We start from the raw sequence: 26,023 nt of genomic DNA, 5'->3' as shown, positions 1-26,023 counted from the left end.
TGCGGAAGATAGACGGCTACTTTACTGCAAATGCTGCAATTTGCTTCAGATGAGTTTTAGTCATGCTGAGCATCGGATTTATCGTTTTGTGTTTAGTCGGGCAACTGCCCAGAATACGTCGCTCAATCGTCCTTTCGCCGTAGAGCACCGCCACCATGCAGCATTCCGCCCTCAAAGAACTCTGGATCATCCTGCGCCTGGCGGGGCCGCTGATTGCGTCGCAGATGGCGCACATGCTGATGGTGTTCACCGACACCGTGATGATGGGCAAGATCGGCCCGGAGGCCCTGGCGGGCGGTGGCCTGGGCGCTGCCACGTACAGCTTCGTGTCGTTCTTTTGCGTCGGCGTGATGGCTGCAGTGGGCACGCTGGTCTCGATTCGTCACGGCGCCGGCGACACCGAGGGCGCGACCCGTCTGACCCAGGCCGGTCTGTGGCTGGCCTGGGGCATGGCGCTGGTTGCCGCGTTGTTGCTGTGGAACCTCGAACCCATCCTGTTGCAGTTCGGTCAGGCCGAAGCCAACGTGCACATGGCTGCTCAATTTCTGATCACCCTGCCCTTTGCCCTGCCCGGCCTGCTCAGCTTCATGGCATTGCGCGGCTTCACCAGCGCACTGGGGCGCGCGGGGCCGGTGATGACTATTAGCCTGGCCGGTGCGGCAGCAAACTTTGTGCTCAATTACGCATTGATCCATCAATGGCTGGGGCTACCCAACCTGGGGTTGATGGGCATCGGGCTGGTCACCGCGATCGTCACCAACTGCATGGCCCTCGCGCTGGCTCTGCATATCAGGTGGCATCCGGCCTACGCGGCGTATCCGATCAGAAAGGGGCTTTCGAAACTGTCACGCAGTCACCTGGGCGAGCTGTGGCGGCTCGGTTTGCCGATTGGCGGCACCTATGCAGTGGAAGTCGGGCTGTTCACCTTTGCGGCGTTCTGCATGGGGGCGATGGGCAGTACGCAGATGGCGGCGCACCAGATTGCCCTGCAGACCGTGTCCATGGCGTTCATGGTTCCGGTGGGGATGTCCTACGCGGTCACCATGCGTATCGGCCAGCATTATGGTGCGGGCAACCTGTTGATGGTGCGCATGGCCGGTCGTCTGGGCATCGGTTTTGGCGGCTGTGTGATGCTGATGTTCGGGATGCTGTTCTGGCTGGCACCGCATCTGGTCATCGGTCTGTTTCTGGATATCAACGACCCGGCGTTTGCCGAGATCGTCGTACTGGCCACAAAACTGCTGGCCATTGCCGCCCTGTTCGAGTTTTTCGACGGCACCCAGACCATTGCCATGGGCGCCATTCGTGGGCTCAAGGATGCACGCACCACCTTCCTGATCGGCCTGGGCTGTTACTGGCTGATCGCTGCGCCTGCCGCGTGGTTGCTCGGCTTCTCTACCGATGCCGGCGCTTCAGGCGTGTGGTGGGGGCTGGCACTGGGCCTGTTCTGCTCGGCCGTGGCGCTGACCTACGCGTTTGAATGGAAGACTGCTCGTCTGTTGCGCCAGGACGCAGCCGGGGTGGCGGTGCCGGGCTGATCCGGCGCACCGTCACCCGGATCTGGAGGTGTCTGCGTGCGCAGTTTCCGAGCGTAGATAGGTCACCAGTTCTTCCACCGGCAGCGGCCTGCTGATCAGATAGCCTTGCACCTGATTGCAGCCGAAACTGCGCAGCAACTCCAGTTGCCCGGCGGTTTCCACACCCTCGGCGACCACTTCCAGGTTCAGGTTGTGCGCCAGAGTGATCATGGCGTTGACCAGCTTGCGGTTCTCTTCGCGTAGCTCCATCTGCGCGACAAAGCCCATGTCGATCTTGAGCAGCGCGATGGGCAGGCTGTTGAGGTGCATGAACGACGAGTAGCCGGTGCCGAAGTCATCCAGCGAAAAGCGCACGCCCAGTTGCCGCAATGCATCCATGGTCTGCCTGACCTGCTCGCTGCGTCGCATGACCGCGGTTTCGGTCAGCTCGAACTCCAGCCAGCGCGCGTCGACATCGTGTTCCGCGATCAGGCGATTCAAGGTCGGCAGCAACTGGCTGTCCTGAAACTGCCGGAACGACAGGTTGATCGCCATGTGCAGCGGGGCAAAGCCTTGTTCTCGCAGGGCCTGCATGTCACGCAGAGCGCGGAAGATGACCCAGTAGCCGAGCGGCACGATCAGGCCGCTTTGCTCGGCCAGTGGCACGAATTCGCTGGGCGGCAGCAGCCCGCGTTCCTGATGGCGCCAGCGCACCAGCGCTTCCAGGCCGACGATACGCCCGCTGTCCAGGCACAGACGCGGCTGGTAATGCAGTTCCAGCTCATCGCGGCGCAAGGCGCGTCGCAGTTCACCTTCCAGATCGGCGAGGCTGCGGGCGTTGCGGTTGATACGCTCGTCGAACAGGTGGTAAGTACAGCCCTGCATGCTCTTGGCCTGACGCATGGCGATATGTGCATGCCACATCAGCGGGTCGGCTTCGGGCTGGGCTTGTGAATGCGCAATGCCCAGGCTGCAACCCAGCAACAGGCTTTCGCCATCGACCCAATAGGGTTCGGACAGCACGTCGGTGATACGTTCGGCCATTTGCAGGGCGCGTTCGGGGGCTGTTCGGGTGTCGATCAGCAGGGCGAATTCGTCGCCCCCCAGGCGGGCGATCTGATCACCGGCATCAAGCTGGTTTTTCAAGCGCGCCACGACTTGCAGGATCAGTCGGTCACCGGCCTGATGACCCAGTGAATCGTTGGCGCGGCGAAAGTTGTCCAGATCCAGATGCCCCAGCGCCAGGCTGCCGCCTTCGCTCAGACGAGCCGACAGCAGCGCCTGAAATCCCTGGCGGTTAGCGATGCCGGTCAACGGGTCCTGGCCGACCAGGCGTCGCAGGCTGTCTTCCAGGCGACTGCGCTCGTGGACATAGCGCAGGCAGCGCCGAAGCGTGTCACCGGTCAAGGCATCGCGCACCAGCCAGTCACTGACACCGGTCGGTCCGACCAGTGGTTCGGTCTCGAGCAGCACTACCGTTGGCAACAGGCAGGCCCCGGTCCTGGGCTGCAGATCAGGCGTGGTCAGCAGCACGGTATTGCGCTCGTTAGCGTATCGCGCACTGAAAACGTCCCAGTTCGCGCCATGCAGAAGTATTACGTTGCTTCCCGGCGCGGTGAGGCAGCCGCTAAGCAGCGCCTGCCAGAAGGGCTCGTGCGCCAGTAGCAGCAATCGCAAGGGTTCGACAGGTGTAGGCAATCTAACTTCCTAAGTGCAAAGGAAAAACCGGTGGCCGCACTCTCGCAGGAGCGCGACAAATACACGTATCGCGCGTCGCGGCGCAAATGTAACAAAAACAGAAGAATTAGATAGCAGTCACTGTCTGACGACGATGAGCACTGCACAAAACCGTGGGCCTGTTAAAATGCCCGACCTTTTTTGCAGACGACTCTTCATACCGCCATGTCCCGACTCAATCCCCGGCAGCAGGAAGCCGTGAACTACGTCGGCGGCCCTCTTTTGGTGCTCGCCGGTGCCGGTTCCGGCAAGACCAGCGTGATCACCCGCAAAATCGCGCATCTGATCCAGAACTGCGGTATCCGTGCCCAGTACATCGTCGCCATGACCTTTACCAACAAGGCCGCGCGCGAGATGAAAGAGCGGGTCGGCACGCTGCTCAGAGGCGGCGAAGGACGCGGCCTGACGGTTTCGACCTTCCACAACCTGGGTCTGAACATCATCCGCAAGGAGCACACGCGGCTGGGCTACAAGCCGGGCTTCTCGATCTTTGACGAGACCGACGTCAAGGCGCTGATGACCGACATCATGCAGAAAGAGTATTCCGGCGATGACGGTGTCGACGAAATCAAGAACATGATCGGCTCGTGGAAAAACGACCTGATCCTGCCCGCCGAGGCGCTGGAAAACGCCCGCAACCCCAAGGAGCAGACCGCCGCCATCGTCTACACCCACTATCAGCGCACGCTCAAGGCGTACAACGCGGTGGACTTTGACGATCTGATTCTGTTGCCGGTCAAGCTGTTCCAGGAACACGCCGACATCCTGGAAAAGTGGCAGAACAAGGTGCGTTACCTGCTGGTGGACGAATATCAGGACACCAACGCCAGCCAGTACCTGCTGGTGAAGCTGCTGATCGGTACGCGCCATCAGTTCACCGTGGTGGGCGACGACGACCAGTCGATCTACGCCTGGCGGGGTGCTCGGCCGGAAAACCTGATGCTGCTCAAGGACGACTACCCGTCGTTGAAAGTGGTCATGCTGGAGCAGAACTACCGTTCGACCAGCCGCATTCTGCGCTGCGCCAACGTGCTGATCTCCAACAACCCGCACGCCTTCGAAAAACAACTGTGGTCCGAGATGGGCCACGGCGACGAGATCCGCGTGATCCGCTGCCGTAACGAAGACGCCGAGGCCGAGCGGGTGGCCATGGAAATCCTCACCCTGCACCTGCGCACCGACCGCCCGTACAGCGATTTCGCCATCCTCTATCGCGGCAACTACCAGGCCAAGCTGATCGAGCTGAAACTGCAGCACCATCAGGTGCCGTATCGACTGTCGGGCGGCAACAGCTTCTTCGGCCGCCAGGAAGTGAAGGACCTGATGGCCTATTTCCGCCTGCTGGTGAACCCGGACGACGACAATGCCTTCCTGCGGGTGATCAACGTTCCGCGTCGCGAGATCGGCTCGACCACGCTGGAAAAGCTCGGTAATTACGCCACCGAGCGCAAGGTGTCGATGTACGCCGCGACCGACGAGATCGGTCTGGGCGAGCATCTGGACAGCCGTTACACCGACCGCTTGCAGCGCTTCAAGCGCTGGATGGACGGGGTGCGCCAGCAGTGCGCGCAGAACGATCCCATCGCCGCGCTGCGCAGCATGGTCATGGACATCGATTACGAGAACTGGCTGCGGCAGAACAGCTCCAGCGAAAAGGCTGCCGATTACCGGATGAGCAACGTCTGGTTCCTGATCGAGGCGTTGAAAAACACGCTGGAGAAGGACGAAGAAGGTGGCATGACCATCGAGGAAGCCATCGGCAAGCTGGTCCTGCGCGACATGCTCGAACGTCAGCAGGAAGAGGAAGACGGTGCCGAAGGCGTGCAGATGATGACCTTGCACGCCTCCAAGGGCCTGGAGTTTCCTTATGTGTTCATCATGGGCATGGAAGAGGAAATCCTGCCGCACCGCTCCAGCATCGAAGCCGACACCATCGAGGAAGAGCGCCGCCTGGCCTACGTGGGCATCACCCGCGCACGGCAGACCCTGGCTTTCACCTTTGCCGCCAAGCGCAAGCAGTACGGTGAAATCATCGACTGCGCGCCAAGCCGCTTTCTGGATGAGCTGCCCCCGGACGACCTGGCCTGGGAAGGCAATGACGACACCCCGACGGAAGTCAAAGCGGTGCGCGGCAACACCGCGCTTGCCGACATTCGCGCCATGCTGAAACGCTAGCCGACACCCTATTGATCATTTATTGCGCAATGGCGCAGCCAAGGAATTGAAGTGGAAGCACTGCACAAGAAAATTCGCGAAGAAGGCATCGTATTGTCCGATCAGGTGCTGAAGGTCGATGCGTTTCTCAACCATCAGATCGATCCGGCGCTGATGAAAGCAATCGGCGACGAATTCGCCCGACTGTTCGCCGACGCTGGCGTGACCAAGATCGTGACCATCGAAGCATCCGGCATCGCGCCGGCAGTCATGGCGGGTTTGAACATGGGCGTACCGGTGATCTTCGCCCGCAAGCACCAGTCCCTGACTCTGACCGAAAACCTGCTGTCGGCGACCGTGTACTCATTCACCAAGCAGGTGGAAAGCACCGTGGCCATCTCGCCGCGCCATCTGAGCAGCGACGATAAGGTGCTGATCATCGATGACTTCCTGGCCAACGGCAAAGCCTCGCAGGCGCTGATCTCGATCATCAAACAGGCTGGCGCCACAGTGGCCGGGCTGGGCATCGTGATCGAGAAATCTTTCCAGGGCGGCCGCGCCGAGCTGGATGCCCAGGGCTATCGCGTCGAATCCCTGGCGCGGGTCGAATCACTGGCCGGTGGGGTCGTGACGTTCAAGTAAGGCTCCCGAGGGTGGACGCAGAGCGTCCAGAAAGGCATACGACGCGGAGCACCGCACGATACGGTTATCGTTCCGCACGCTCCAGCGTGGGAATGCCGTTCTTGACGCTCTGCGTCGCCAAGAGGACGCGGAGCGTCCAGAAAGGCATGCGACGCGGAGCGCCGCACGATAGTTGCGGTTATCGTTCCGCACGCTCCAGCGTGGGAATGCAGTTCTCGACGCTTTGCGTCGCCAAGAGGACGCGGAGCGTCCAGAAAGGCATGCGACGCGGAGCGCCGCACGATAGTTGCGATGATCGTTCCTCACGCTCCAGCGTGGGAATGCCGTTCGTGACGCTCTGCGTCGCCAAGAGGACGCGGAGCGTCCAGAAAGGCATGCGACGCGGAGCGCCGCACGATAGTTGCGATGATCGTTCCTCTCGCTCCAGCGTGGGCATGCAGTTCTCGACGCTCTGCGTCGCCAAGAGGACGCGAGCGTCCGGAAAGGCATGCGACGCAGAGCGCCGCACGATAGTTGCGATGATCGTTCCGCACGCTCCAGCGTGGGAATGCAGGTCTCGACGCTTTGCGTCGCCAAGAGGAGCGGAGCGTCCAGAAAGGCATGCGACGCGGAGCGCCGCACGATAGTTGCGATTATCGTTCCTCACGCTCCAGCGTGGGAATGCAGTTCTCGACGCTCTGCGTCATAGCGTGCGTGCTTCAGCGCGGAATCCCCAGGGCGCGCAAACGTCGATACAGGGTGCGTTCGCTCAGCCCCAGCTCCTTGGCCAGTTCGCTGCGCGAGCCGTTGAACACTCGCAGCGCATGGGCGAGTTTCTCCAGGCCGTCGTCCTGCTGGCGGTAAGTCACGCCACCCGCCTCGCCCTGCCCGCGTACTTCGGCGGGCAGATCCTGCGCGCGAATGATGCCGTCATCGGTAAATAAACGGGCGCGCTCGAGTACGTTGCGCAGCTCGCGAATATTACCGGGGTAGCTGTACAGACTCAGCAGCTTCATGGCCTCGGCGTCGACACGCGGCGCGGCGCCGGGCGCAATTCGTTGCAGCAGGCTGTCGATCAGCAGCGGCAGGTCGTCGCTGCGTTCGCGCAGGGCCGGCAGGCGAATCGGAAAGGCGCTGATGCGGTAAAACAAATCTTGGCGAAAGCTGCCGTCGGCGACCATCTCCCTGAGCGGTTTGTGGGTGGCCACCACCAGCCGAAAATCCGAGTGCACCGTGCGCAGGCTGCCCACCGGACGAAAACTGCCCGACTCGATCAGCCGCAACAGCTTGACCTGCATGGCCAGCGGCACTTCGCCGATCTCATCAAGGAACAATGTCCCGCCATGGGCGGCTTCGGCCAGTCCGGTCTTGCGCTGCAATGCGCCCGTGAAGGCACCCTTCTCATAGCCGAACAGCTCGCTCTCCAGCAGGGTTTCGGTAAGCCCGGTGCAGTCGACCACCACCAGCGGTCCGGCGGACCTGGCGCTGCTGGCGTGCAGTGCACGCGCGAACAACTCCTTGCCGGTGCCCGACTCGCCTTGCAGCAACACCGGAATCTGCGCGGGCGCAGCACGTTGCAGAGCGCTCAGCACTTCCTTGAAAGCCGCCGAGCGCCCCACCAGCCCATGTTGCTGTGGCTGGACCGATGCCACCGCCACCGAGCTCAGCCGCTCGACATAGGCAATGACCTCACCCTGATCGTCGAGAATAGGCCGCAGCTCCACATCCACATGCTCGGGGCCGCGTGGTGTGTGGTGAATGTGCAGCAGACGCTCCGGGAGCCGTGTTTCATGGGCCTTACGCATCGGGCAATGCTCACCTGCCTGGTCGCACGGCACCGCAAACTGATGCGACACCCGATAACACTTCTCACCCACATGCGGCGTGCCTTCGACGCCGAACTGGCGCTGGTAGGCGGTGTTGGCGGCAATGATGTTGTAGCCGGTGTCGAGCACGATGGTCGGACGCAGATCGTGTTCGAGGTATGACACCAGCGACTGCATGCGACTGCCGGGAAAATCGGTGGCGATGAGGTTCATGGGGGCTCCTGTGGGCTGGGCGCAGCTTAACCCATCCGCCTGCCAGCTTGTGCCACTGACTGCCAAATGACTGCCAGAATGTGGCAGTCAGCGACCTGTGACAGTCCATCAGGGTGTTCTGCAGAATCACGAAGTGCCCTGTATTTATGAGGCTTAACAGGCTTTCAAGTGATTGGCATGGTTATTGAGACAGGATGGTAACGACTGCCAACCGTCCGGCCTGGCCAAACGGGCCTTGAGGCGATTTACAGCCACGGGAATTGCACATGATCATCGGTGAAAAGCTCCATGTCGAAGCGCTCTTCGACACTCATACCTGGACCATCAGCTATCTGGTGATGGACCTGCACAGCAAGCAATGTGCGCTGATCGACAGCGTGCTCGATTACGACCCCAAGTCCGGCCGCACCAGGACCGAGTCTGCTGACCGGATGATCGAACGGGCGCAGGCGCTGGGCGCGTCGGTGCAGTGGATTTTCGAAACCCACGTGCACGCCGATCACCTCTCGGCAGCGCCGTATCTGAAACAGCGGCTCGGTGGACAGATTGTCATCGGCAGCCATATCACTGCCGTGCAGGAAACCTTCGGCACGCTGTTCAACGCGCCGCCTGACTTTGCCCGCAATGGCAGCCAGTTCGATGTGCTGCTGGAAGACAACGCCTCGTTCGCCCTCGGCACGCTTGAGGTCAAGGCCATGCACACGCCCGGGCACACGCCGGCGTGCATGAGTTACCTGGTGCAGGTTGGTGACGCCACTGTCGCATTTGTCGGCGATACGCTGTTCATGCCTGATTACGGCACCGCTCGGTGCGACTTCCCGGGTGCCGATGCGCGCACGCTGTATCGCTCGATCAAGAAGCTGCTGGCGCTGCCGCCGGACACCCTGCTGTTCATGTGCCACGACTACCTGCCCAATGGCCGTGAGCTGAAATACATGACCACGGTTGCCGAACAGCGCGCCAGCAATATCCATGTGCATGACGGGGTGGATGAAGACGCGTTCGTGGGCATGCGCGAAGCCCGTGACGCCACGCTGGACATGCCGGTGCTGATGCTGCCTTCGGTGCAGGTCAACATGCGCTGCGGGCACTTTCCCGAGCCGGAAGACAACGGCGTCGTCTACCTGAAGATCCCGCTCAATGCACTTTGACCGCTGCCCGCTTTGGGAAACCCTGTGATGAATGCTTCTACGACAACCTGTCAGATCCTGATCGTCGGTGGCGGTGCCGCCGGTATCGCCACTGCCGCAAGCCTTCTGGCCCGCGACGCTACCCTGCAGATCACCCTGGTCGACCCCGCCGATACCCATTATTACCAGCCCGGCTGGACCATGGTCGGTGCGGGGATCTTCACGCCGCAGTCGACGGCGCGCAGCATGGCCTCGCTGATTCCCAAAGGCGTGCAGTGGATCAAGGCTGCGGTGGCGACCTTCGAGCCGCAGCACAATACGCTGACGCTGGCCGACGGCCGCGTGCTCGGTTATCAGCAGCTGGTGGTGTGCCCCGGCCTGAAGCTGGACTGGTCGGCTATCGACGGGCTGGTGGAAACGCTCGGCGCCAATGGCGTGACCTCCAACTATCGCTATGACCTGGCGCCCTACACCTGGAAGCTGGTGCAGAACCTGAAGCAGGGACGCGCGCTGTTCACTCAGCCGCCCATGCCGATCAAGTGCGCCGGGGCGCCACAGAAGGCCATGTACCTGTCCTGCGATCACTGGTTGAAAAGCGGCCGTCTCGCGCAGATCAATACGCAGTTCTACAACGCCGGTGGCGTGCTGTTCGGTGTCGCCGACTATGTGCCGGCGCTGATGGAGTACGTCGAGCGCTACGCCATCGACCTCCGGTTCAGCCATCGGCTGGTGGCCGTCGACGGGCCTGGCAAGCGCGCGACCTTCATTCGCACGCAGGCCGATGGCAGCAGCGAGACCGTCGAGCAAAGCTTCGAAATGTTGCACGTAGTGCCGCCGCAGATTGCTCCCGACTTCATCCGCAGCAGCCCGCTGGCCGATGCCGCAGGCTGGGTGGACGTCGACCCTGCCACGCTGAAGCACCGGCAGTTCGCCAATGTGCATGGCTTGGGCGATGTCACCAATACCAGCAACGCCAAGACCGCCGCAGCGGCCCGCAAGCAGGCGCCGGTGGTGGCCAACAACGTGCTGGTCGCGCTGGGTCGTCGGGGTGAGTCCGTCGTGTATGACGGCTATGGCTCATGCCCGTTGACGGTCGAGAAAGGCCGCATCGTGCTGGCCGAATTCACCTATGGCGGCAAGGTCGCGCCGAGCTTTCCGCGCTGGCTGCTGGATGGTCGTCAGCCGACCCGGCTGGCCTGGTGGCTGAAAGCGCGAGTGCTGCCCGCCCTGTATTGGCATGGCATGCTCAAGGGCCGTGAGTGGCTGGCCAAACCGGAAAAGGCTGACGCCCGGAATGGATGAGCATCAGTTACTGGGCGTTGTCCTGGGGGCAGTCATCGGGATGGTGCTGGCGCTGACCGGCGCAGGCGGCGGCATCCTCGCTGTGCCGCTGCTGGTCTTCGGCCTGGGTCTGTCGATTGTCGAAGCCGCGCCTGTCGGTCTGTTGGCCGTCGGGCTGGCAGCGGGGATCGGCGCGGTATTGGGGCTGCGCCAGGGCATCGTCCGCTATCGCGCGGCCGGGTACATCGCGTCCATTGGTGTGCTGATGGCGCCTCTGGGCCTGTGGCTCGCTCATCGACTGCCCAATACGCCGCTGGCGTTGGTCTTTTCGGTCGTGCTGCTTTACGCCTGTGGACGCATGTTCATCCGCGCCAGCCGCGAATTGCGCCACGGCAAGCCGGCGCCGCGCGCAGAAATCCTGCCCTGCGTGCTCAATCCGCTGCAGGGCCGTCTGCGCTGGACCATGCCGTGCCTGCGCGCACTGACGCTGACCGGCGTGGGCTCCGGGCTGCTATCCGGGTTGTTGGGGGTGGGCGGCGGGTTCGTGATCATTCCGGCGTTGACCCGCTACAGCGACCTGGACATGAAAAGTGTCGTGGCGACGTCATTGGCGGTGATCGCCCTGGTCTCGACGGGCAGTGTCATCACCGCCTCACTGAGCGGGGTGATGCACTGGGCAGTCGGCGCGCCGTTTGCGCTGGGTGCAGTCATCGGCCTGATCGTCGGCAGACAAGTTGCCCGCTACCTCGCCGGCCCACGCCTGCAACAGCTGTTCGCCGTATGCGGCATCGTCGCGGCGTTCATGCTGGCGTTGTCCGTGCGATAACAGCCAGAGGACGCAGAGCGTCCAGAAAGGCATTCCCACGCGGAGCATGGGAACGATGAAATCGTGAGGCGACTATCGTGCCAACGCGGAGCATGGGAACGATAGTCGGGGGGTGGGCTTAAAGCTTCTGCCAGACCTTCGGTTTGAAGAACAGCGTCTCGCCCTTGGCCAGGCCCACCAGGCTGTCGTGGTCTTTCACCACTTCGGCCTCGATCAGTTCGTTCTGCCCTTCCACTTTCAAGGTGACCCGCGTTGTCGCACCCAGCGGGCGGATGTCGCGGACTTCGGCGGCGTGGTGGTCTTCGATTTCCTGGCGGGACAGCGACACCTCATGCGGACGGAACAGCAGGTGACCCTCTTCGCCCAGGCTCAGGCGATTGGAGTCGCCGAGGAAGTGGTAGACGAAGTCGTTGGACGGGTTCTCGTACACCTCGCCCGGCGAGCCGATCTGTTCGATCACGCCCTTGTTCATCACCACAATGCGATCGGCCACTTCCATGGCCTCTTCCTGATCGTGAGTCACAAACACCGAGGTCAGGTTGATGTCTTCGTGCAGGCGCGCCAGCCAGCGACGCAGCTCCTTGCGGACCTTGGCGTCCAGTGCGCCGAACGGCTCGTCCAGCAGCAGCACCTTGGGCTCGACCGCCAGGGCGCGGGCCAGGGCAATCCGCTGGCGCTGGCCACCCGACAGCTGCTCCGGATAGCGGTCGGCCAGCCAATCCAGCTGCACCATGTTCAGCAGCTCATGGACCTTCTCGGCGATGCGCGTTTCGTTCGGGCGCTCACGCTTGGGCTTCATGCGCAGGCCGAACGCGACGTTGTCGAACACCGTCATGTGACGGAACAGCGCGTAATGCTGGAACACGAACCCGACGTTGCGATCACGCACGTCGTGGCCGGACACATCTTCGCCATGGAACACGATGCTGCCGTCATCCGGGGTTTCCAGGCCGGCAATGATGCGCAGCAGGGTGGTCTTGCCGCAGCCTGACGGGCCCAGCAAAGCCACCAGCTCGCCACTCTGGATGTCCAGACTGATGTTGTTCAGGGCCTTGAAGGCGTTGAAGTTCTTGCTGACGTTACGGACTTCGATCGACATGATTATTCCTCCGCCGCGTTATGGCGCAGACGGTTAATGCGGGATTCGCTCCACTGCTTGAGCAGCAGGATGAACAGCGCCAGGATCAGCAACAGGCTCGCCACGGCAAAGGCGGCAACGTGGTTGTACTCGTTGTAGAGGATTTCGACGTGCAGCGGCAGGGTGTTGGTGACGCCGCGAATGTGGCCGGAAACCACCGACACCGCGCCAAACTCACCCATCGCCCGGGCCGTACACAGCACCACGCCATAGATCAGGCCCCATTTGATGTTCGGCACCGTGACGTGCCAGAACATCTGCCAGCCATTGGCGCCCAGCAGCCGCGCGGCCTCTTCTTCCTGAGTGCCCTGCTCCTGCATCAGTGGGATCAGCTCACGCGCAACGAAGGGCACGGTGACGAAGATGGTCGCCAGCACGATGCCCGGCAGGGCAAAGACGATCTGGATGTCGTGATCCTGCAACCACGGCCCGAACAGCCCCTGCGCACCGAACATCAGCACGTAGACCAGACCGGCGATGACCGGCGACACCGAGAACGGCAGGTCGATCAGCGTGACCAGAATGCTCTTGCCGCGGAACGAGTATTTGCTCACGCACCACGCGGCGCTGACGCCGAACACCAGATTGAGCGGTACCGAGATCAGCACCGCAATGACCGTCAGCTTCAGCGCCGACAGCGCGTCCGGCTCGAGGATGGCGGTAAAGAACGCGCCCAGACCGTTTTTCAGGCCCTGGGACACCACGATGAACAGCGGCAGCCCCAGAAACAGGACAAACACCAGCCAGCACAGGCCGATCAGGATGCGTCGCGACACTGCGCTGCCACGACGCGCGGCGTTGGCAGAGGCGGCGGCTGAAACAGATGAATAAGACATGTTCTGCGCCTCCTCAGGATGGGGTTTCAATGCGCCGCTGCAGCAGGTTGATCAGCAGCAGCAGAATGAAGGACACCACCAGCATCATCACGCCGATAGCGGTTGCGCCGGTGTAGTCGTACTGGTCGAGTTTGACCATGATCAGCAACGGCAGGATCTCGGTTTTCATCGGCATGTTGCCGGCGATGAAAATCACCGAACCGTACTCGCCGACGCCACGGGCAAACGCCAGGGCGAAGCCGGTCAGCCAGGCAGGCAGCAACGCCGGCACGAGGATATGGCGGAACACCTGCAGGGGACGGGCGCCCAGGCAGGCAGCGGCCTCTTCGACTTCGCGGGGGATGTCGGCCAGCACAGGCTGCACGGTGCGCACCACGAACGGCAGGGTGACGAAGGTCAGCGCCAGGGTGATACCCAATGGGGTGTAGGCGATCTTGAAACCCAGATCAGCTGCGAACTGGCCGACCCAGCCGTTGGGCGCGTACAGCGCTGTCAGGGCGATACCGGCCACAGCGGTCGGCAGGGCGAACGGCAGGTCGATCATCGCATCGATGACCTTGCGGCCGGGGAAGGTGTAGCGCACCAGCACCCAGGCCAGCAGTGTGCCGATCACACCGTTGATGAGAGCTGCGTAAAAGGCGGTGCCGAAGCTCAGCTTGAGTGCCGCGATCACGCGAGGGGCCGTGATGATGGTCCAGAACTGATCCCAGGTGAGCTGCGCGGCATGTACGAACATGGCGGCCAGCGGTATTAGCACAATCAGACTGAGGTACACCAAGGTGTAGCCCAGCGTCAGCCCGAAGCCGGGTATGACGGGGGAGATACGACGCGACATAAAAGTCCCTGGTTTCACTTGCACGAAGCCCGGACGTCAATCCGGGCTGTTTGGCCAAACCTGCGATGCCGCTCGTGCGGCATCCTCATTCGGCTTATTGCGCCTGATAAATCTGGTCGAACACGCCGCCGTCATTGAAAAACTTCGGCTGCGCAGTTTTCCAGCCACCGAAGTCTTTGTCGATGGTCACCAGATCAAGTTTCGGGAATTGCTTCTCGTACTTGGCGGCCACTTCGGCATCCCGTGGACGATAGAAGTTTTTCGCAGCAATTTCCTGACCTTCCTTGCTGTACAGGTGCTTCAGGTATTCAGTCGCGATTTCGGTGTTGCCTTTCCTCTCGGCGTTCTTGTCGACCACGGCGACCGGAGGTTCGGCAAGGATCGACAGCGAAGGTACGACGATGTCGAACTTGTCCTTGCCGCCGTCTTCTTTCAGCGCCAGGAACGCTTCGTTTTCCCACGCCAGCAGCACGTCACCCTGACCGTTGTTGACGAAGGTGATGGTCGACCCGCGTGCGCCGGTATCCAGAATCGGCACGTGCTTGAACAGCGTTTGCACGTATTCCTTGGCCTTGGCCTCGTCACCGCCGCCCGCCTTCAGGCCGTAGGCCCAGGCTGCCAGGAAGTTCCAGCGCGCACCGCCCGAGGTTTTCGGGTTGGGGGTGATCACCGAGACGCCTTCCTTGGTCAGATCGCCCCAGTCCTTGATGCCTTTCGGGTTGCCCTTGCGCACCAGAAACACGATGGTCGAGGTGTACGGCGTGCTCGCGTCCGGCAGGCGGGTCTGCCAGTTTTCGGGCAGGGTCTTGCCGAGCTTGGCGATTTCGTCGATGTCACCGGCCAGTGCCAGGGTCACCACGTCGGCACGCAGGCCGTCGATCACGCCACGCGCCTGCTTGCCCGAGCCGCCATGGGACTGCTTGATCTCGACTTTGTCGTCCGGGTGGGATTTTTTCCAGAAATTGACGAATTCTGCGTTGTAGTCCTGATACAGCTCGCGGGTCGGATCGTAGGACACGTTGAGCAGTTCGTAATCCTTGGCGACAGCCGAACCTGCGAAAACAGCACTGGCGAGAGCAGCCAGCGCAAAACGGCGAATGGACATAGATTGAAGCTCCTGGAAATGCTGTGTGTTGGCTTTTTTGATTTCTTCTTGGCGCGTCAGAACGGCATTCGCACGGGCGCGCTGCTTTTTTTCAGGGGGGTATCAGGAGTCAGGATGAAACCCTCCGGTTGACCAGTCGGGTGGTTGCCGCTTCAGTTCTGCTTGGCAGGGTTCTGCAAACGAAACTTTTCCTTGCGCTCGATCTGCACCACCTGTGCGTTGTGCACAGTGATTTCGACGGCACCAAAACGCAGGTCACGCAACGCACTCTGAATTTCACGCAGAATGGCTGCTTCGTCCTGACCGTCGACACTACGTAGAGATGCGCTCATTGTCTTATTCCTTGAGAAGTGAGAGGCCTGCCTGCGCGACTGGGGGCGCTGGCGTATGGCGGTGAGGCAATAATAGTGAGGTGCGGATATTCTTAAAAAGACTATTTAAGAATGCAGATATAACCAAAAAGACTTTAGAGCGGCGTGAGTCTGTCAGGGTGCATTGCACACCCTGACCCGCGTTATCAGTGAGGGGCTGAACTAGTTGAATGCAGGCGCGTGCGTCCAATCAATCGACTGCGCCGCCATGGGCCGGGCAAACCAGTAGCCCTGGCCCAACTCGCAACCGTTGCTCAACAGAAATGAAGCCTGACTGGCGTGTTCGATCCCTTCCGCCAGTACACGCATGCCCAGGCTCGAAGCCAGCGCGATGACTGTCCTTACAATCGCGATGTCATCCACGTCGCCCGGCAGCCCGGCCACGAAACCCTGGTCGATCTTGAGTTTCTGCACCGGCATGCTCTTGAGCCGCAGAAGCGATGAGTAGCCTGTGCCGAAATCATCGATGGCCAGGCTCAGGCCCAGTTCACGCAGGCGATGCAATTGCTCGATGGCCTGTTCAGGATCCTCCATGACGGCACTTTCAGTGACTTCCAGCTCAAGAAATGCCGGATCGAGACCGGTCTCGTTCAAGACCTTGGCCACTTGCCGATCGACATCACCACGACTGAACAGACGGCTGGACACATTGACCGCGACAGACGCAATCGAAACGCCGTCTGCCAGCCAGGCCTGCATCTGCCGACAGGCGGTATTCAATACCCAGGCATCGATATCGGCGATGAGCCCGTTCTGCTCGGCTATAGGGATGAAGTCGCCAGGCGACACCATGCCACGGGTCGGGTGTTGCCAACGCACCAGCGCTTCGACCGCGCAAATACGCCCGCTCACCAGGTCGTAAACCGGTTGGTAGAACACCCGCAATTCGTCCTGCTCGATTGCCTGGCGCAACTCGCTGGCCAGTTGCACCCGTTGCTGGGCGTGGGCGGTCAGCTCTTCGGTGTACAGCGCAAACCCTTCGCGGCCGTCGTTCTTGGCCTTGAACAGCGCCGAATCGGCATTGCGCAACAATTGCTCGGCAGTCAGCGCATCACCGGGAAACAGGCTGATACCGATACTGGCAGTGACAAACAACTGATGTCCGGCAATGGGGTACGGCGCTTTGAAGGCATTGATCACCTGCTGCGCGAGCGCTGCGGCATGCACCATGTGTGTACAGTTTTTGACCAGCAGCGCGAATTCGTCACCGCCCAGCCGTGCGACTGTCATGCCGCTGTCGGCCAGCGCATTGAGACGTTCGGCAGCCGCCTTGAGCACTTCGTCGCCGATGTTGTGGCCAAGGCTGTCGTTGATGTTCCGGAAGTTGTCCAGGTCCACCACCAGCAGCGCACAGCCGCGCTTGCTGGAGCGCGCCGAGGTCAGCGCCTGGCTGATACGATCGGTCAGCAGCAGGCGATTGGGCAACTCGGTCAGCGCATCGTAATGGGCCAGTTGCGCCAGCTCCTGCTCGGAGCGCTTGATGGCCGTGATGTCGGAAAACACCGCGACAAAATGCCTGGCCTGCCCGTCTTCACCCTTGATGCTGCGGATGGTTTGCCACTGCGGATAGATCTCGCCGCTTTTACGCCGGTTCCAGATCTCGCCGCTCCACTGCCCGGCACTCTGCAGCGAGTGATACATCTGCCGATAAAACTCGGGGCCATGACGACCGGACTTGAACTTGCTGGGGTTGAAACCCAGCACCTCGTCGGCCTGATAGCCGGTGATGTCCACAAAAGCACGGTTTACATGGACAATGCGCCCTTCGGCATCACTGACCAGTACGCCCTCACGCGTGCTGTCGAACACCACCGCCGCCAACAGCAGTCGGTCATAGTCCTGCTGTTGACGCTCGAACAGCGCTTCACCGCCGACGATGGCCTTCAATCTGTCACGTGCAATGAAGATCATGACGGTGCTGAGCAGCGCCCAGCCGTAACCGATCATCTGTTGTCCGACGGCCAGTCGAGCCGGATCCTTGACGAAAAAAGACAGCAGGGCGCTGCCTGTCGCGAACCACAGAATCGACAGCAGCCCATACAGAACGGCGGTTCGCAGCGCGTTACGGGAATAATCGGACATAAGAAACCGAGCCTTGCGAAAGGTCTGGATTATAAAGCAAGAAACATCCTGCGACGCTTATCTGCAAGGGTGGCTGGTTTTCTGAGCAATGTCAGTGATAATGCTGTTGCGACTTTTTTCTTCACAGGTTTTTCTACGAGGGCCAAACAGCCTATGTGGTACAACGGTTTGCTCGACCTTTCCGTCTGGCAGTTAATAGCGGTCACGCTGGTTATGACCCATATAACGATCATCGGCGTTACGGTCTATCTGCACCGCTATTCAGCCCACCGCTCACTTGAGCTCAATGCGGGTCTGAAACACTTCTTCCGCTTCTGGCTGTGGCTGACCACTGCCCAGAATACCCGCGAGTGGACAGCCATCCACCGCAAACACCACGCAAAATGCGAAACCGTCGACGACCCGCACAGCCCGGTCGTCAAGGGTCTGTCCACTGTACTGCGCAAGGGCGCGGAGCTGTACCGCGAGGAAGCGCAGAACCAGGACACCCTGCGTATCTACGGCAAGAACTGCCCGGAAGACTGGATCGAGCGCAATCTGTATTCGCGCTATAAGCTGCTGGGTATCGCCCTGATGGCGGTCATCGACGTGGCGCTGTTCGGCGCCCTCGGTATCACGGTCTGGGCCGTGCAGATGATGTGGATTCCCTTCTGGGCTGCCGGTGTGGTCAACGGTCTGGGTCATGCCGTCGGCTATCGCAACTTCGAATGCCGCGACGCGGCCACCAATCTGGTGCCGTGGGGCATCGTGATCGGCGGCGAAGAGCTGCACAACAACCACCACACCTATCCCAACTCGGCCAAGCTGTCGGTCAAACCCTGGGAATTCGACATGGGCTGGGCGTGGATCAAGGTGTTCAGCTTCCTGGGTCTGGCCAAGGTCCAGCGGGTCGCGCCTATCGCCCATCGGGTCGAAGGCAAGGGCCATTTGGACATGGACACCGCGATGGCGATCCTCAACAACCGTTTCCAGATCATGGCGCAGTACCGCAAGCTGGTCATCGCCCCTCTGGTAAGCCAAGAGCTGGCCAAGGCCGACGAGTCGGTGCGTCATCAGTTCCGCCGTGCCAAGCGCCTGCTGTCGCGTGAGACCAGCCTGCTCGATGACAAGCATCACCTGCGTATCCAGACCATGCTGGAACACAGCCATGCGCTGAAGGTGATCTATGAAAAGCGTCTGGCCCTGCAGCAGATCTGGGTAAAGACCAGCAGCAACGGTCACGACATGCTGTCTGCCATGAAAGAGTGGATTCACGAAGCCGAAGCCAGCGGCATTCACTCGTTGCGCGAGTTCGCCGACCAGCTGAAAACCTACTCGCTACGCCCCGCCCACGCTTGAACCGTTGATCGGCGCGCCATCCCCTGGCGCGCCGGTCCCGGAACTTATCCCCTCCCTGTCTATCTCATCAACTTTCCCGCCAATCGGGATAGGGCGCCTCACTGGCCGTAAACGCTTGAGATGGTTCTTATGGAAAAGCAGCCTCCCACCTCCCTACCCGGCACGCCGATCACTGATATGCCCGCAGCCGCAGAAACCCTGTTAGCCCTGATGCACGCTCAGGCAGAAGTCGCACGCCTGAGCGAGCGCGAACAATTGTTCAGCTCGTTGCTGGTGAGCGTGAACGCTGTTCTGTGGGCGTTCGACTGGGAAACCCAGCAGATGATCTATGTCAGCCCGGCCTACGAGCGCATCTTCGGTCGTTCGGCGGGCTTGCTGCTGGCTGACTACAGCGAGTGGCGCGACAGCATCTACCCTGATGACCTGAACTACGCCGAGCGCAGCCTGAACGAGGTCATCGAGAAAGGCTCGATTGAGGACCGCGAGTACCGGATCATTCGTGCGGATGGCGAAGTGCGCTGGCTCAGCGACAAATGTTTCGTCAGTCATCGCGCCGACGCCAGCCAGCGTCTGATCGTGGTGGGCATCGCCGAAGACATCACCGAGAAGAAGCACCTCGAGGATGAGCTGCAACGCCTGGCGACCACCGATGTGTTGACCCAGAGCAGCAATCGCCGGCACTTTTTCGAATGTGCCCAGCGCGAGTTCGAACTGGCTCGCCTCAATGGCACGCCGCTGGCGTTTCTGCTGCTGGACATCGATGACTTCAAGCTGGTGAACGACACCTACGGCCACCAGGAAGGCGATACCGTGCTGCAACGCATCGCCGAAAGCGGTCGTTCGGCATTGAGGCGTGGTGACCTGTTCGGGCGTATCGGTGGTGAAGAGTTCGCCGCGGTATTCCCCGGCTGCGCGCCGGACATGGCCATGCAGATCGCCGAGCGCCTGCAGCGCGAGATCCAGCGCCAGAACTTCCAGTCCGGTGGCACCACGTTCAGCATCACTGCCAGCCAGGGCCTGACCAATCTGGGCCCGGACGACCCAAGCCTCGAAACCCTCTACGGCCGCGCCGACGCCGCGATGTATCAGGCCAAGCGCCAGGGCAAGAATCAGATCGTACTGGTCTGAAATGCCTTCTCGAATGTAGAAAGCACAACTGGCCCCTTCGCGAACAAGGCGTACTGCTGCCCCTTCAGTTGGAGTACATACACCTGTGTGAGTGCGCGGTGCCCTGTAGGAGCGGACTTGTCCGCGAAGAGTCCGGTGCAGTCGATGGATTTTCTGCGTCAGGAATACCGCCTTCGCGAACAAGTTCGCTCCTACAGGAGTGCGCGATGCCCTGTAGGAGCGGACTTGTCCGCGAAGAGGGCGGTACATTCAATGCATTGGCTGCGTTTGGAATATAGCCTTCGCGAACAAGTTCGCTCCTACGGGAGTACGCGGGGCCTTGTAGGAGCGGACTTGTCCGCGAAGAGGGCGGTACATTCAATGCATTGGCTGCGTTTGGAATATAGCCTTCGCGAACAAGTTCGCTCCTACAGGAGTATGCGGTACCTTGTGGAAGCGAGCTTGCTCGCGAAGGCGTCGGTGGGTTTTTACTTTTCGGGCGAACCCTGAACAGCGCCGTCCGAATCCTCTATCGCAGCAGGTTCTTCAGCAGGTGCCTCAGGTGCCAGGTCGAGCAAGTCGGGCTCGTCTTCCTCTTCTGCCGCCTGAACAGCAGCTTCAGGCTCGGTAGGCAGCGGCCTCAGCAAACTCGGATCCGTCACCCCGGTCAGCTTCTTGCGCAGGCGCTGCAAGTCACCCACGCTCAGCTTCAACAGCTTGGCCGACTTGGTCTTGATCAGCGTGGTGACACTTTCTTCCTCGCCCAGACGCGCCATCTGCCCCGCCAGGTTCATTGCCAGTACTTCGCGTGTGTAGATGCCGGTGTTGTACTGATACACCGCAGCGATCAGCTCACGCAGTTCCAGCGGCAAACGCCAGCGGGTGCGCAGAGCAGAACCGAAGGCAGCGGAATACTGCTCCAGAAACTGCCCGATCACCTGCTCATCCAGCTGGCCGCCAGCCAGCAGCCACTCCTGCAGGCAACCCAATACCGCCAGGTCGCCCAGCGACTGCAACAGTCCGGCACAGAAACAGCGCTCCGCATCCAGCTCCAGCATGCCGCCCAGAATGCGTGCGTAATCAGCCGTGCGCTGCGACAGGGTCCAGAGTTCATGGGCCTTGGCCAGCAACGCATCGTTGGTTAGCACCGCCATGCGCTTTTTGGCCAGGCCAGACGCGATATTGGCGCCCTGCACCGGCCCGAGAATGGCCAGCGCCCCGCCCATGGTCTGGATCGGCTTGCCCAGGTGTTGCGCCGCCGTGTTGGCGGCTGCGATCAAAACAGCGGTGATGTGCGGGTCGTTGCGCAGCTCCTGCTCCAGCAAGGTGACGTCGATGCCGCTGGCGGTCTGGCTGAGTTTCACCGCCGTGGCGACATCCACGAACAGCGGCGCGCCATCGGCTATGTCACGGCGTTTGTCGAGAAACTTGGTCAGGGTCAGACCCGGCGTCAGCGCGGGCACCGCACCTGCAACCGGGGCACTGTGTTCCAGCAACAGGCCTTCAAGGCGCTGGCGCAGTCCTTCGGTGTTCAGAGGTTTGGTCAGGTAGGCAGTCGGAGCCAGCGGCACGACCTCGCGTACGCTGGCGCTGTCATTGCGATTGCTGATCAGAATGAACGGGATGGCGGGCTGACGACGCAGATTGCGCACGCCCCGCAGCAGGCTCAGGCCGTCGATCCCCGGCAGTTCGCGGGCGGCGATGATCAGGTCCGGCAGGTGTTTTTTCATCCACTCGACGGCCTGTTTGCCATCGGTGCACATCTCCAGCTCGATATCCGCACGCACGCCCAGCACCAGATCGCTGAGCGTCTCGCGAACCCACGGATCAGACTCGGCTATCAGTACGCGAGGAACGGCGGGCAAAACTACAGCGGTCATCATGACTCTCCGATGTCAATGCGATCACCTTAGCCAATGCAAACGTCCGGATATACCCAAAACAGCGAAATACCCTGCTCCAGAGCAAAAAAAACCCGTCGAAACGGGCTTTTTTTGTCTGTTTGGTCATAAATTAATCAATTCATGACTTCGCACTTTTCACGCGATTTCAGCAAAGCATTCGTCGAGAATGGCCAGGCCGCGATTCAGCAATTCGTCTTCGGCGGTCAACGGCACCAGCACACGCAACACGTTGCCGTAAGTACCGCAGGACAGCAGAATCAGACCCTTGTCACGTGCCTTGGCAACCACCTGAGCCACTGCCGCGGCGTTAGGCTTGTGCGACTCGCCGCCTTCGAACAGCTCGACGGCGATCATCGCACCCAATGCACGCACTTCACCGATAACCGGGTACTTGGCCTGCATCGCCTTGAGCGAGGTCACCAGACGCTCGCCAACTGCCTTGCAGCGCTCCAGCAGGTGCTCTTCTTCGAAGATGTCCAGCACCGCCAGTGCCGCAGCGCAGGCCACCGGGCTACCGGCATACGTGCCGCCCAGACCGCCGGGTGCGATGGCGTCCATGTATTCAGCCTTGCCGCACACGCCCGCCAGTGGGAAGCCGCCTGCGATGGACTTGGCGAAAGTAGTCAGGTCAGCCGCGACGCCCATCTGCTCCATCGCGAAGAACGTGCCGGTACGGCCAGCGCCGGTCTGTACTTCGTCAGCGATCAGCAGAATGCCGTGCTTGTCGCACAGCTCGCGCAGACGCAGCATGAAGGCCTTCGGTGCCACGTAGAAACCACCCTCGCCCTGCACGGGTTCGATGATGATTGCGGCGATGTCCTTGGGCTCGGCGTCATTCTTGAAGATGCGCTCGATGCTGGCGATGGAATCGTCAACGCTCACGCCATGCAGTTCGCACGGGTACAGCGCGCGGAAGATTCCGCCCGGCATCAAACCCATGCCGGCCGAGTACGGCACAACCTTGCCGGTCAGGCCCAGGGTCATCATGGTGCGGCCGTGGTAGGCGCCGGTGAAGGCGATAACGCCCGCACGGCCCGTCGCAGCACGGGCGATCTTCACGGCGTTTTCTACTGCTTCGGAACCAGTGGTCACCAGCAGGGTTTTCTTGTCGAAATCGCCTGGCACTTTGGCGTTGATTTTTTCGCACAGCTCGACGTAAGGCTCGTAGGCCAGTACCTGGAAGCAGGTGTGGCTCAGCTTGGTCAGCTGTTCTTGCACGGCAGCGATGATCTTCGGGTGCAGGTGACCGGTGTTGAGAACGGCAATACCGCCCGCGAAGTCGATGAATTCACGACCTTCCACGTCGGTAACGGTCGCGTTCTTCGCCGAAGCAGCGAAGATCGGGTGGATCTGACCAACGCCACGCGGGACGGCTGCATGGCGGCGTTGCATCAGGGATTCGTTAGTCTTGCTCATGTATTCCTCATTCGCCGCTCATCGGTCGGCGTGGGTCAAGGATCAAGCGGACCGGATCAACTGCGGCAGCATACGATGATCGACTGCTGCAGCCTTCAGGCCACCAGGAAACTGCGGTGCAACAAAAGCCGATGACACGTCGCTCTCGCGCATCATCGGCTGCAATACCCAAGTGTCGGTCAGACCGACAGGCAGAGGTATTTGATTTCCAGATAATCTTCGATGCCGTACTTGGAGCCTTCACGGCCCAGGCCGGACGACTTGATACCGCCGAACGGTGCCAGCTCGTTGGAGATCAGGCCGGTGTTGATACCCACCATGCCATATTCCAGCGCCTCGGCGACACGGAACACGCGGCTCATGTTCTGCGCGTAGAAGTACGACGCCAGACCGAACTCGGTGTCGTTGGCCATCGCGATCACTTCAGCCTCGTCCTTGAAGCGGAACAGCGGGGCCAGCGGACCAAAGGTTTCTTCCCGGGCAACGGCGGCGTCTTTCGACACGTTGACCAGAATGGTCGGCTCGAAGAACGAGCCTTCCAGGCTGTTGCCACCGGTCAGCACGGTTGCACCCTTGCTGACCGCGTCGGCAATGTGTTCCTTGACCTTGGCCACCGCCTTGTCGTCGATCAACGGGCCGGTGGTGACGCCTTCTTCCAGGCCGTTACCGATCTTCAGCTTGCCGACTGCGGCCTTGAGCTTCTCGGCGAACGCGTCATACACCGCGTCCTGCACGTAGATGCGGTTGGCACACACGCAGGTCTGGCCGTTGTTGCGGTACTTGGAGATCATCGCGCCTTCGACTGCCTTGTCGAGGTCAGCATCGTCGAACACGATGAAAGGCGCGTTACCGCCCAGCTCCAGGGAAACCTTCTTGATGTCCTTGGCGCACTCGGCCATCAGCTGGCGACCAATGTCGGTCGAGCCGGTGAAGGACAGTTTGCGCACGATCGGGTTACCAGTCAGCTCGGCACCGATATCGCCTGCGCTGCCGGTCACCACGCTGAACACGCCCGCGGGGATACCCGCACGCTCGGCCAGTTCAGCCAGAGCCAGTGCCGAGAACGGCGTTTGCGACGCAGGCTTGAGCACCATGGTGCAGCCCGCCGCCAGTGCCGGACCGGCCTTGCGGGTGATCATCGCCGCCGGGAAGTTCCACGGGGTGATCGCAGCAGTCACACCAATCGGCTGCTTGAGCACGATCAGGCGCTTGTCCGGCTGGTGACCAGGAATCACATCGCCATAGACGCGCTTGGCCTCTTCGGCGAACCACTCGATGAACGACGCGGCGTAGGTGATCTCGCCCTTGGCTTCTGCCAGCGGCTTGCCCTGCTCCAGCGTCATCAGCAGACCCAGATCGTCCTGATTCTCGATCATCAGCTCGAACCAGCGGCGCAGCTTGTTGCCACGCTCCTTGGCAGTCAGCGCACGCCAGGCCGGCAGCGCCTTGTCAGCCGCCTCAATCGCCCGACGCGTCTCGGCTGCGCCCATTTTTGGCACCGTGCCGAGGATCTCGTTGTTGGCGGGGTTGTTGACCTTGATCGACTGACCACCGTCCGCGTCCAGCCATTGGCCGTTGATGTAGGCTTGCTGGCGGAACAGTGTGGAATCTTTGAGCTGCATGTCGGCCTCCTAAACAGCATCGCCCGACAGGCGACGCGAACAATTGATATCGATGCACCCCAGTTGGAAGCCATCGTCAGGAAAACATTCCATCGGGTTCCAGCGCTGCGCAACGCATGAAGGCAGGAAGACCGAACAAGAGCGTTTGAAATCTCAAACGAATCCTAGGCATTGCGGGGGGAAAGGACAATAGCCCGTTCGAAAAAAAGAACGGGCGCAGGGAGATGTGTGGTTTTTCGATCAGCGTCGAGCCAAGGTGCGGAGGGATTTTCCCGCTGCAGTAGAGTCAGGCTGCCCTGCCCTTCAACGTGAACAGGCTCAACCCCAGACCAATGAACGACGCGCCAAACACCCGATTGACGTTCTGGCGCCTGCGGGCCGAATTGAGGTGGCGCTTGAGCCTCTGTGCCAGCAGCACATAAAAGATGTGAGCAACCACAGAGCAGCCGGCGAAGGTCACGATCAGAACCCCCGTCTGCTCCACCTGAAAGGTGCCGGGCTGGATGAACTGCGGCAGAAACGCGATGAAAAACAGGATCGCCTTGGGGTTGGTCAGCGCCACCGAGATGCCTTTGATAAACAGGCTGCCTGTGGACACCGCCTTGGGCACGTTGGCCAGTGCATCAAAAGCACTGCGCGCGCTACGCCACTGCTTGATCCCCAGATAAACCAGATACCCCGCGCCTGCGATTTTCAGCACCAGAAAGGCACTGGCGGACGCTACCAGAACCGCGCCCAGCCCGGCCGTTACCGCCGTGGCGACCACGATCAACCCCAATGCGTTGCCGAGCGAACCGACCATCGCCCTCGCCGGGCCGTGGGTGATTGAGTTCGACAGCGCCATGATCACCGCTGGCCCCGGTGTGAGGGTGACGAACAAAGCGATCATCGCGAAGCTGAGCCACTGTTGTAGCGATTCCATTTTTATTCTCCCTGTGGCGCAGGCATTAACCCACGCCTGTAG

General features: G+C 61.1%; 20 protein-coding genes. 8 read left to right on the top strand and 12 right to left on the bottom strand.

Translation table 11 applies throughout. The features are described 5' to 3' along the window. Positions 1 to 155 precede the first annotated feature (155 nt). On the top strand, positions 156 to 1,538 hold the full coding sequence (locus JOE33_RS13715) for a NorM family multidrug efflux MATE transporter (RefSeq protein WP_032613505.1): 1,383 nt from the start codon (positions 156 to 158) through the stop codon (positions 1,536 to 1,538). A gap of 12 nt (positions 1,539 to 1,550) precedes the next feature. Here JOE33_RS13715 and JOE33_RS13710 read toward each other — a convergent pair whose 3' ends face one another. Continuing rightward, a complete protein-coding gene (locus JOE33_RS13710; protein ID WP_032613503.1) occupies positions 1,551 to 3,215 on the bottom strand; it encodes a bifunctional diguanylate cyclase/phosphodiesterase in 1,665 nt (554 codons plus the stop codon). A gap of 204 nt (positions 3,216 to 3,419) precedes the next feature. Between JOE33_RS13710 and rep the strand changes: the two genes are divergently transcribed. Together rep and JOE33_RS13700 are read left to right on the top strand one after the other, a co-directional pair. Next, positions 3,420 to 5,429 (top strand): DNA helicase Rep, encoded by a 2,010-nt coding sequence (gene rep, locus JOE33_RS13705; protein ID WP_096130708.1) that lies wholly within the window; start codon positions 3,420 to 3,422, stop codon positions 5,427 to 5,429. A 51-nt stretch (positions 5,430 to 5,480) separates the two neighbouring features. After that, positions 5,481 to 6,050 (top strand): xanthine phosphoribosyltransferase, encoded by a 570-nt coding sequence (locus JOE33_RS13700; RefSeq protein WP_010434892.1) that lies wholly within the window; start codon positions 5,481 to 5,483, stop codon positions 6,048 to 6,050. Positions 6,051 to 6,748: 698 nt separating this feature from the next. On the opposite strand, the gene JOE33_RS13695 is transcribed toward JOE33_RS13700, so the two are convergent. Next, complete coding sequence (locus JOE33_RS13695) at positions 6,749 to 8,068, bottom strand: sigma 54-interacting transcriptional regulator (RefSeq protein ID WP_187625333.1); 1,320 nt, start codon at positions 8,066 to 8,068, stop codon at positions 6,749 to 6,751. Between the two features lie 266 nt (positions 8,069 to 8,334). Between JOE33_RS13695 and JOE33_RS13690 the strand changes: the two genes are divergently transcribed. Genes JOE33_RS13690 through JOE33_RS13680 form a run of 3 tightly spaced genes read left to right on the top strand, consistent with a single transcriptional unit; the run spans position 8,335 to position 11,305 of the window. Further along, positions 8,335 to 9,219, top strand: coding sequence for an MBL fold metallo-hydrolase (locus tag JOE33_RS13690; RefSeq protein ID WP_096244055.1), 885 nt, complete (start codon positions 8,335 to 8,337; stop codon positions 9,217 to 9,219). Between the two features lie 27 nt (positions 9,220 to 9,246). After that, positions 9,247 to 10,500 (top strand): FAD/NAD(P)-binding oxidoreductase, encoded by a 1,254-nt coding sequence (locus JOE33_RS13685; RefSeq protein WP_122694657.1) that lies wholly within the window; start codon positions 9,247 to 9,249, stop codon positions 10,498 to 10,500. Further along, positions 10,493 to 11,305 carry a sulfite exporter TauE/SafE family protein gene (locus JOE33_RS13680; protein WP_096244053.1) on the top strand — a complete coding sequence of 271 codons (813 nt, stop codon included), beginning with the start codon at positions 10,493 to 10,495 and terminating at the stop codon, positions 11,303 to 11,305. The genes JOE33_RS13685 and JOE33_RS13680 overlap by 8 nt, the downstream gene beginning before the upstream one ends. 118 nt (positions 11,306 to 11,423) lie before the next feature. On the opposite strand, the gene JOE33_RS13675 is transcribed toward JOE33_RS13680, so the two are convergent. The 6 genes from JOE33_RS13675 to dibA form a co-directional block, all read right to left on the bottom strand. Then, a complete protein-coding gene (locus tag JOE33_RS13675) occupies positions 11,424 to 12,404 on the bottom strand; it encodes a sulfate ABC transporter ATP-binding protein (protein ID WP_010431131.1) in 981 nt (326 codons plus the stop codon). A 2-nt stretch (positions 12,405 to 12,406) separates the two neighbouring features. Continuing rightward, positions 12,407 to 13,279, bottom strand: coding sequence for a sulfate ABC transporter permease subunit CysW (gene cysW, locus JOE33_RS13670; protein WP_002551394.1), 873 nt, complete (start codon positions 13,277 to 13,279; stop codon positions 12,407 to 12,409). A gap of 13 nt (positions 13,280 to 13,292) precedes the next feature. Then, a complete protein-coding gene (gene cysT, locus JOE33_RS13665) occupies positions 13,293 to 14,114 on the bottom strand; it encodes a sulfate ABC transporter permease subunit CysT (RefSeq protein WP_003401602.1) in 822 nt (273 codons plus the stop codon). A gap of 94 nt (positions 14,115 to 14,208) precedes the next feature. Then, the gene (locus JOE33_RS13660; protein WP_003413883.1) at positions 14,209 to 15,219 is read right to left on the bottom strand and encodes a sulfate ABC transporter substrate-binding protein; all 1,011 of its coding nucleotides are present in this window, start codon (positions 15,217 to 15,219) and stop codon (positions 14,209 to 14,211) included. Between the two features lie 152 nt (positions 15,220 to 15,371). Then, positions 15,372 to 15,551: a sulfur starvation response protein OscA gene (gene oscA / locus JOE33_RS13655; RefSeq protein ID WP_003367675.1), complete on the bottom strand. Its 180-nt coding sequence runs from the start codon at positions 15,549 to 15,551 to the stop codon at positions 15,372 to 15,374. Between the two features lie 201 nt (positions 15,552 to 15,752). Beyond that, complete coding sequence (dibA, locus tag JOE33_RS13650) at positions 15,753 to 17,672, bottom strand: phosphodiesterase DibA (RefSeq protein WP_187625332.1); 1,920 nt, start codon at positions 17,670 to 17,672, stop codon at positions 15,753 to 15,755. 153 nt (positions 17,673 to 17,825) lie between these two features. On the opposite strand from dibA, the gene desA reads away from it, so the two are divergent. Further along, positions 17,826 to 19,010, top strand: a complete 1,185-nt coding sequence (gene desA / locus JOE33_RS13645; RefSeq protein ID WP_010431143.1) for a delta-9 fatty acid desaturase DesA — start codon at positions 17,826 to 17,828, stop codon at positions 19,008 to 19,010. A gap of 129 nt (positions 19,011 to 19,139) precedes the next feature. Beyond that, positions 19,140 to 20,138, top strand: coding sequence for a sensor domain-containing diguanylate cyclase (locus tag JOE33_RS13640; RefSeq protein ID WP_032613485.1), 999 nt, complete (start codon positions 19,140 to 19,142; stop codon positions 20,136 to 20,138). Positions 20,139 to 20,605: 467 nt separating this feature from the next. Here the strand turns inward: JOE33_RS13640 and JOE33_RS13635 are convergent, their stop codons facing one another. The 4 genes from JOE33_RS13635 to JOE33_RS13620 all read right to left on the bottom strand — a co-directional run bounded on the left by JOE33_RS13635 (position 20,606) and on the right by JOE33_RS13620 (position 25,981). Continuing rightward, positions 20,606 to 21,997: an HDOD domain-containing protein gene (locus JOE33_RS13635; RefSeq protein ID WP_187626244.1), complete on the bottom strand. Its 1,392-nt coding sequence runs from the start codon at positions 21,995 to 21,997 to the stop codon at positions 20,606 to 20,608. Positions 21,998 to 22,156: 159 nt separating this feature from the next. Further along, positions 22,157 to 23,437, bottom strand: coding sequence for a 4-aminobutyrate--2-oxoglutarate transaminase (gene gabT / locus JOE33_RS13630; RefSeq protein ID WP_187626243.1), 1,281 nt, complete (start codon positions 23,435 to 23,437; stop codon positions 22,157 to 22,159). A gap of 179 nt (positions 23,438 to 23,616) precedes the next feature. Next, positions 23,617 to 25,059: an NADP-dependent succinate-semialdehyde dehydrogenase gene (gene gabD, locus JOE33_RS13625; RefSeq protein WP_003367662.1), complete on the bottom strand. Its 1,443-nt coding sequence runs from the start codon at positions 25,057 to 25,059 to the stop codon at positions 23,617 to 23,619. Between the two features lie 286 nt (positions 25,060 to 25,345). After that, positions 25,346 to 25,981, bottom strand: a complete 636-nt coding sequence (locus JOE33_RS13620) for a LysE family translocator (protein WP_187626242.1) — start codon at positions 25,979 to 25,981, stop codon at positions 25,346 to 25,348. Positions 25,982 to 26,023 lie beyond the last annotated feature (42 nt).

Origin of the sequence: Pseudomonas sp. PvP027 (assembly GCF_017833005.1) — a bacterium.
In the GTDB taxonomy this organism is placed as follows: domain Bacteria; phylum Pseudomonadota; class Gammaproteobacteria; order Pseudomonadales; family Pseudomonadaceae; genus Aquipseudomonas; species Aquipseudomonas congelans.
This window is presented reverse-complemented; position numbering and strand designations above follow the sequence as displayed.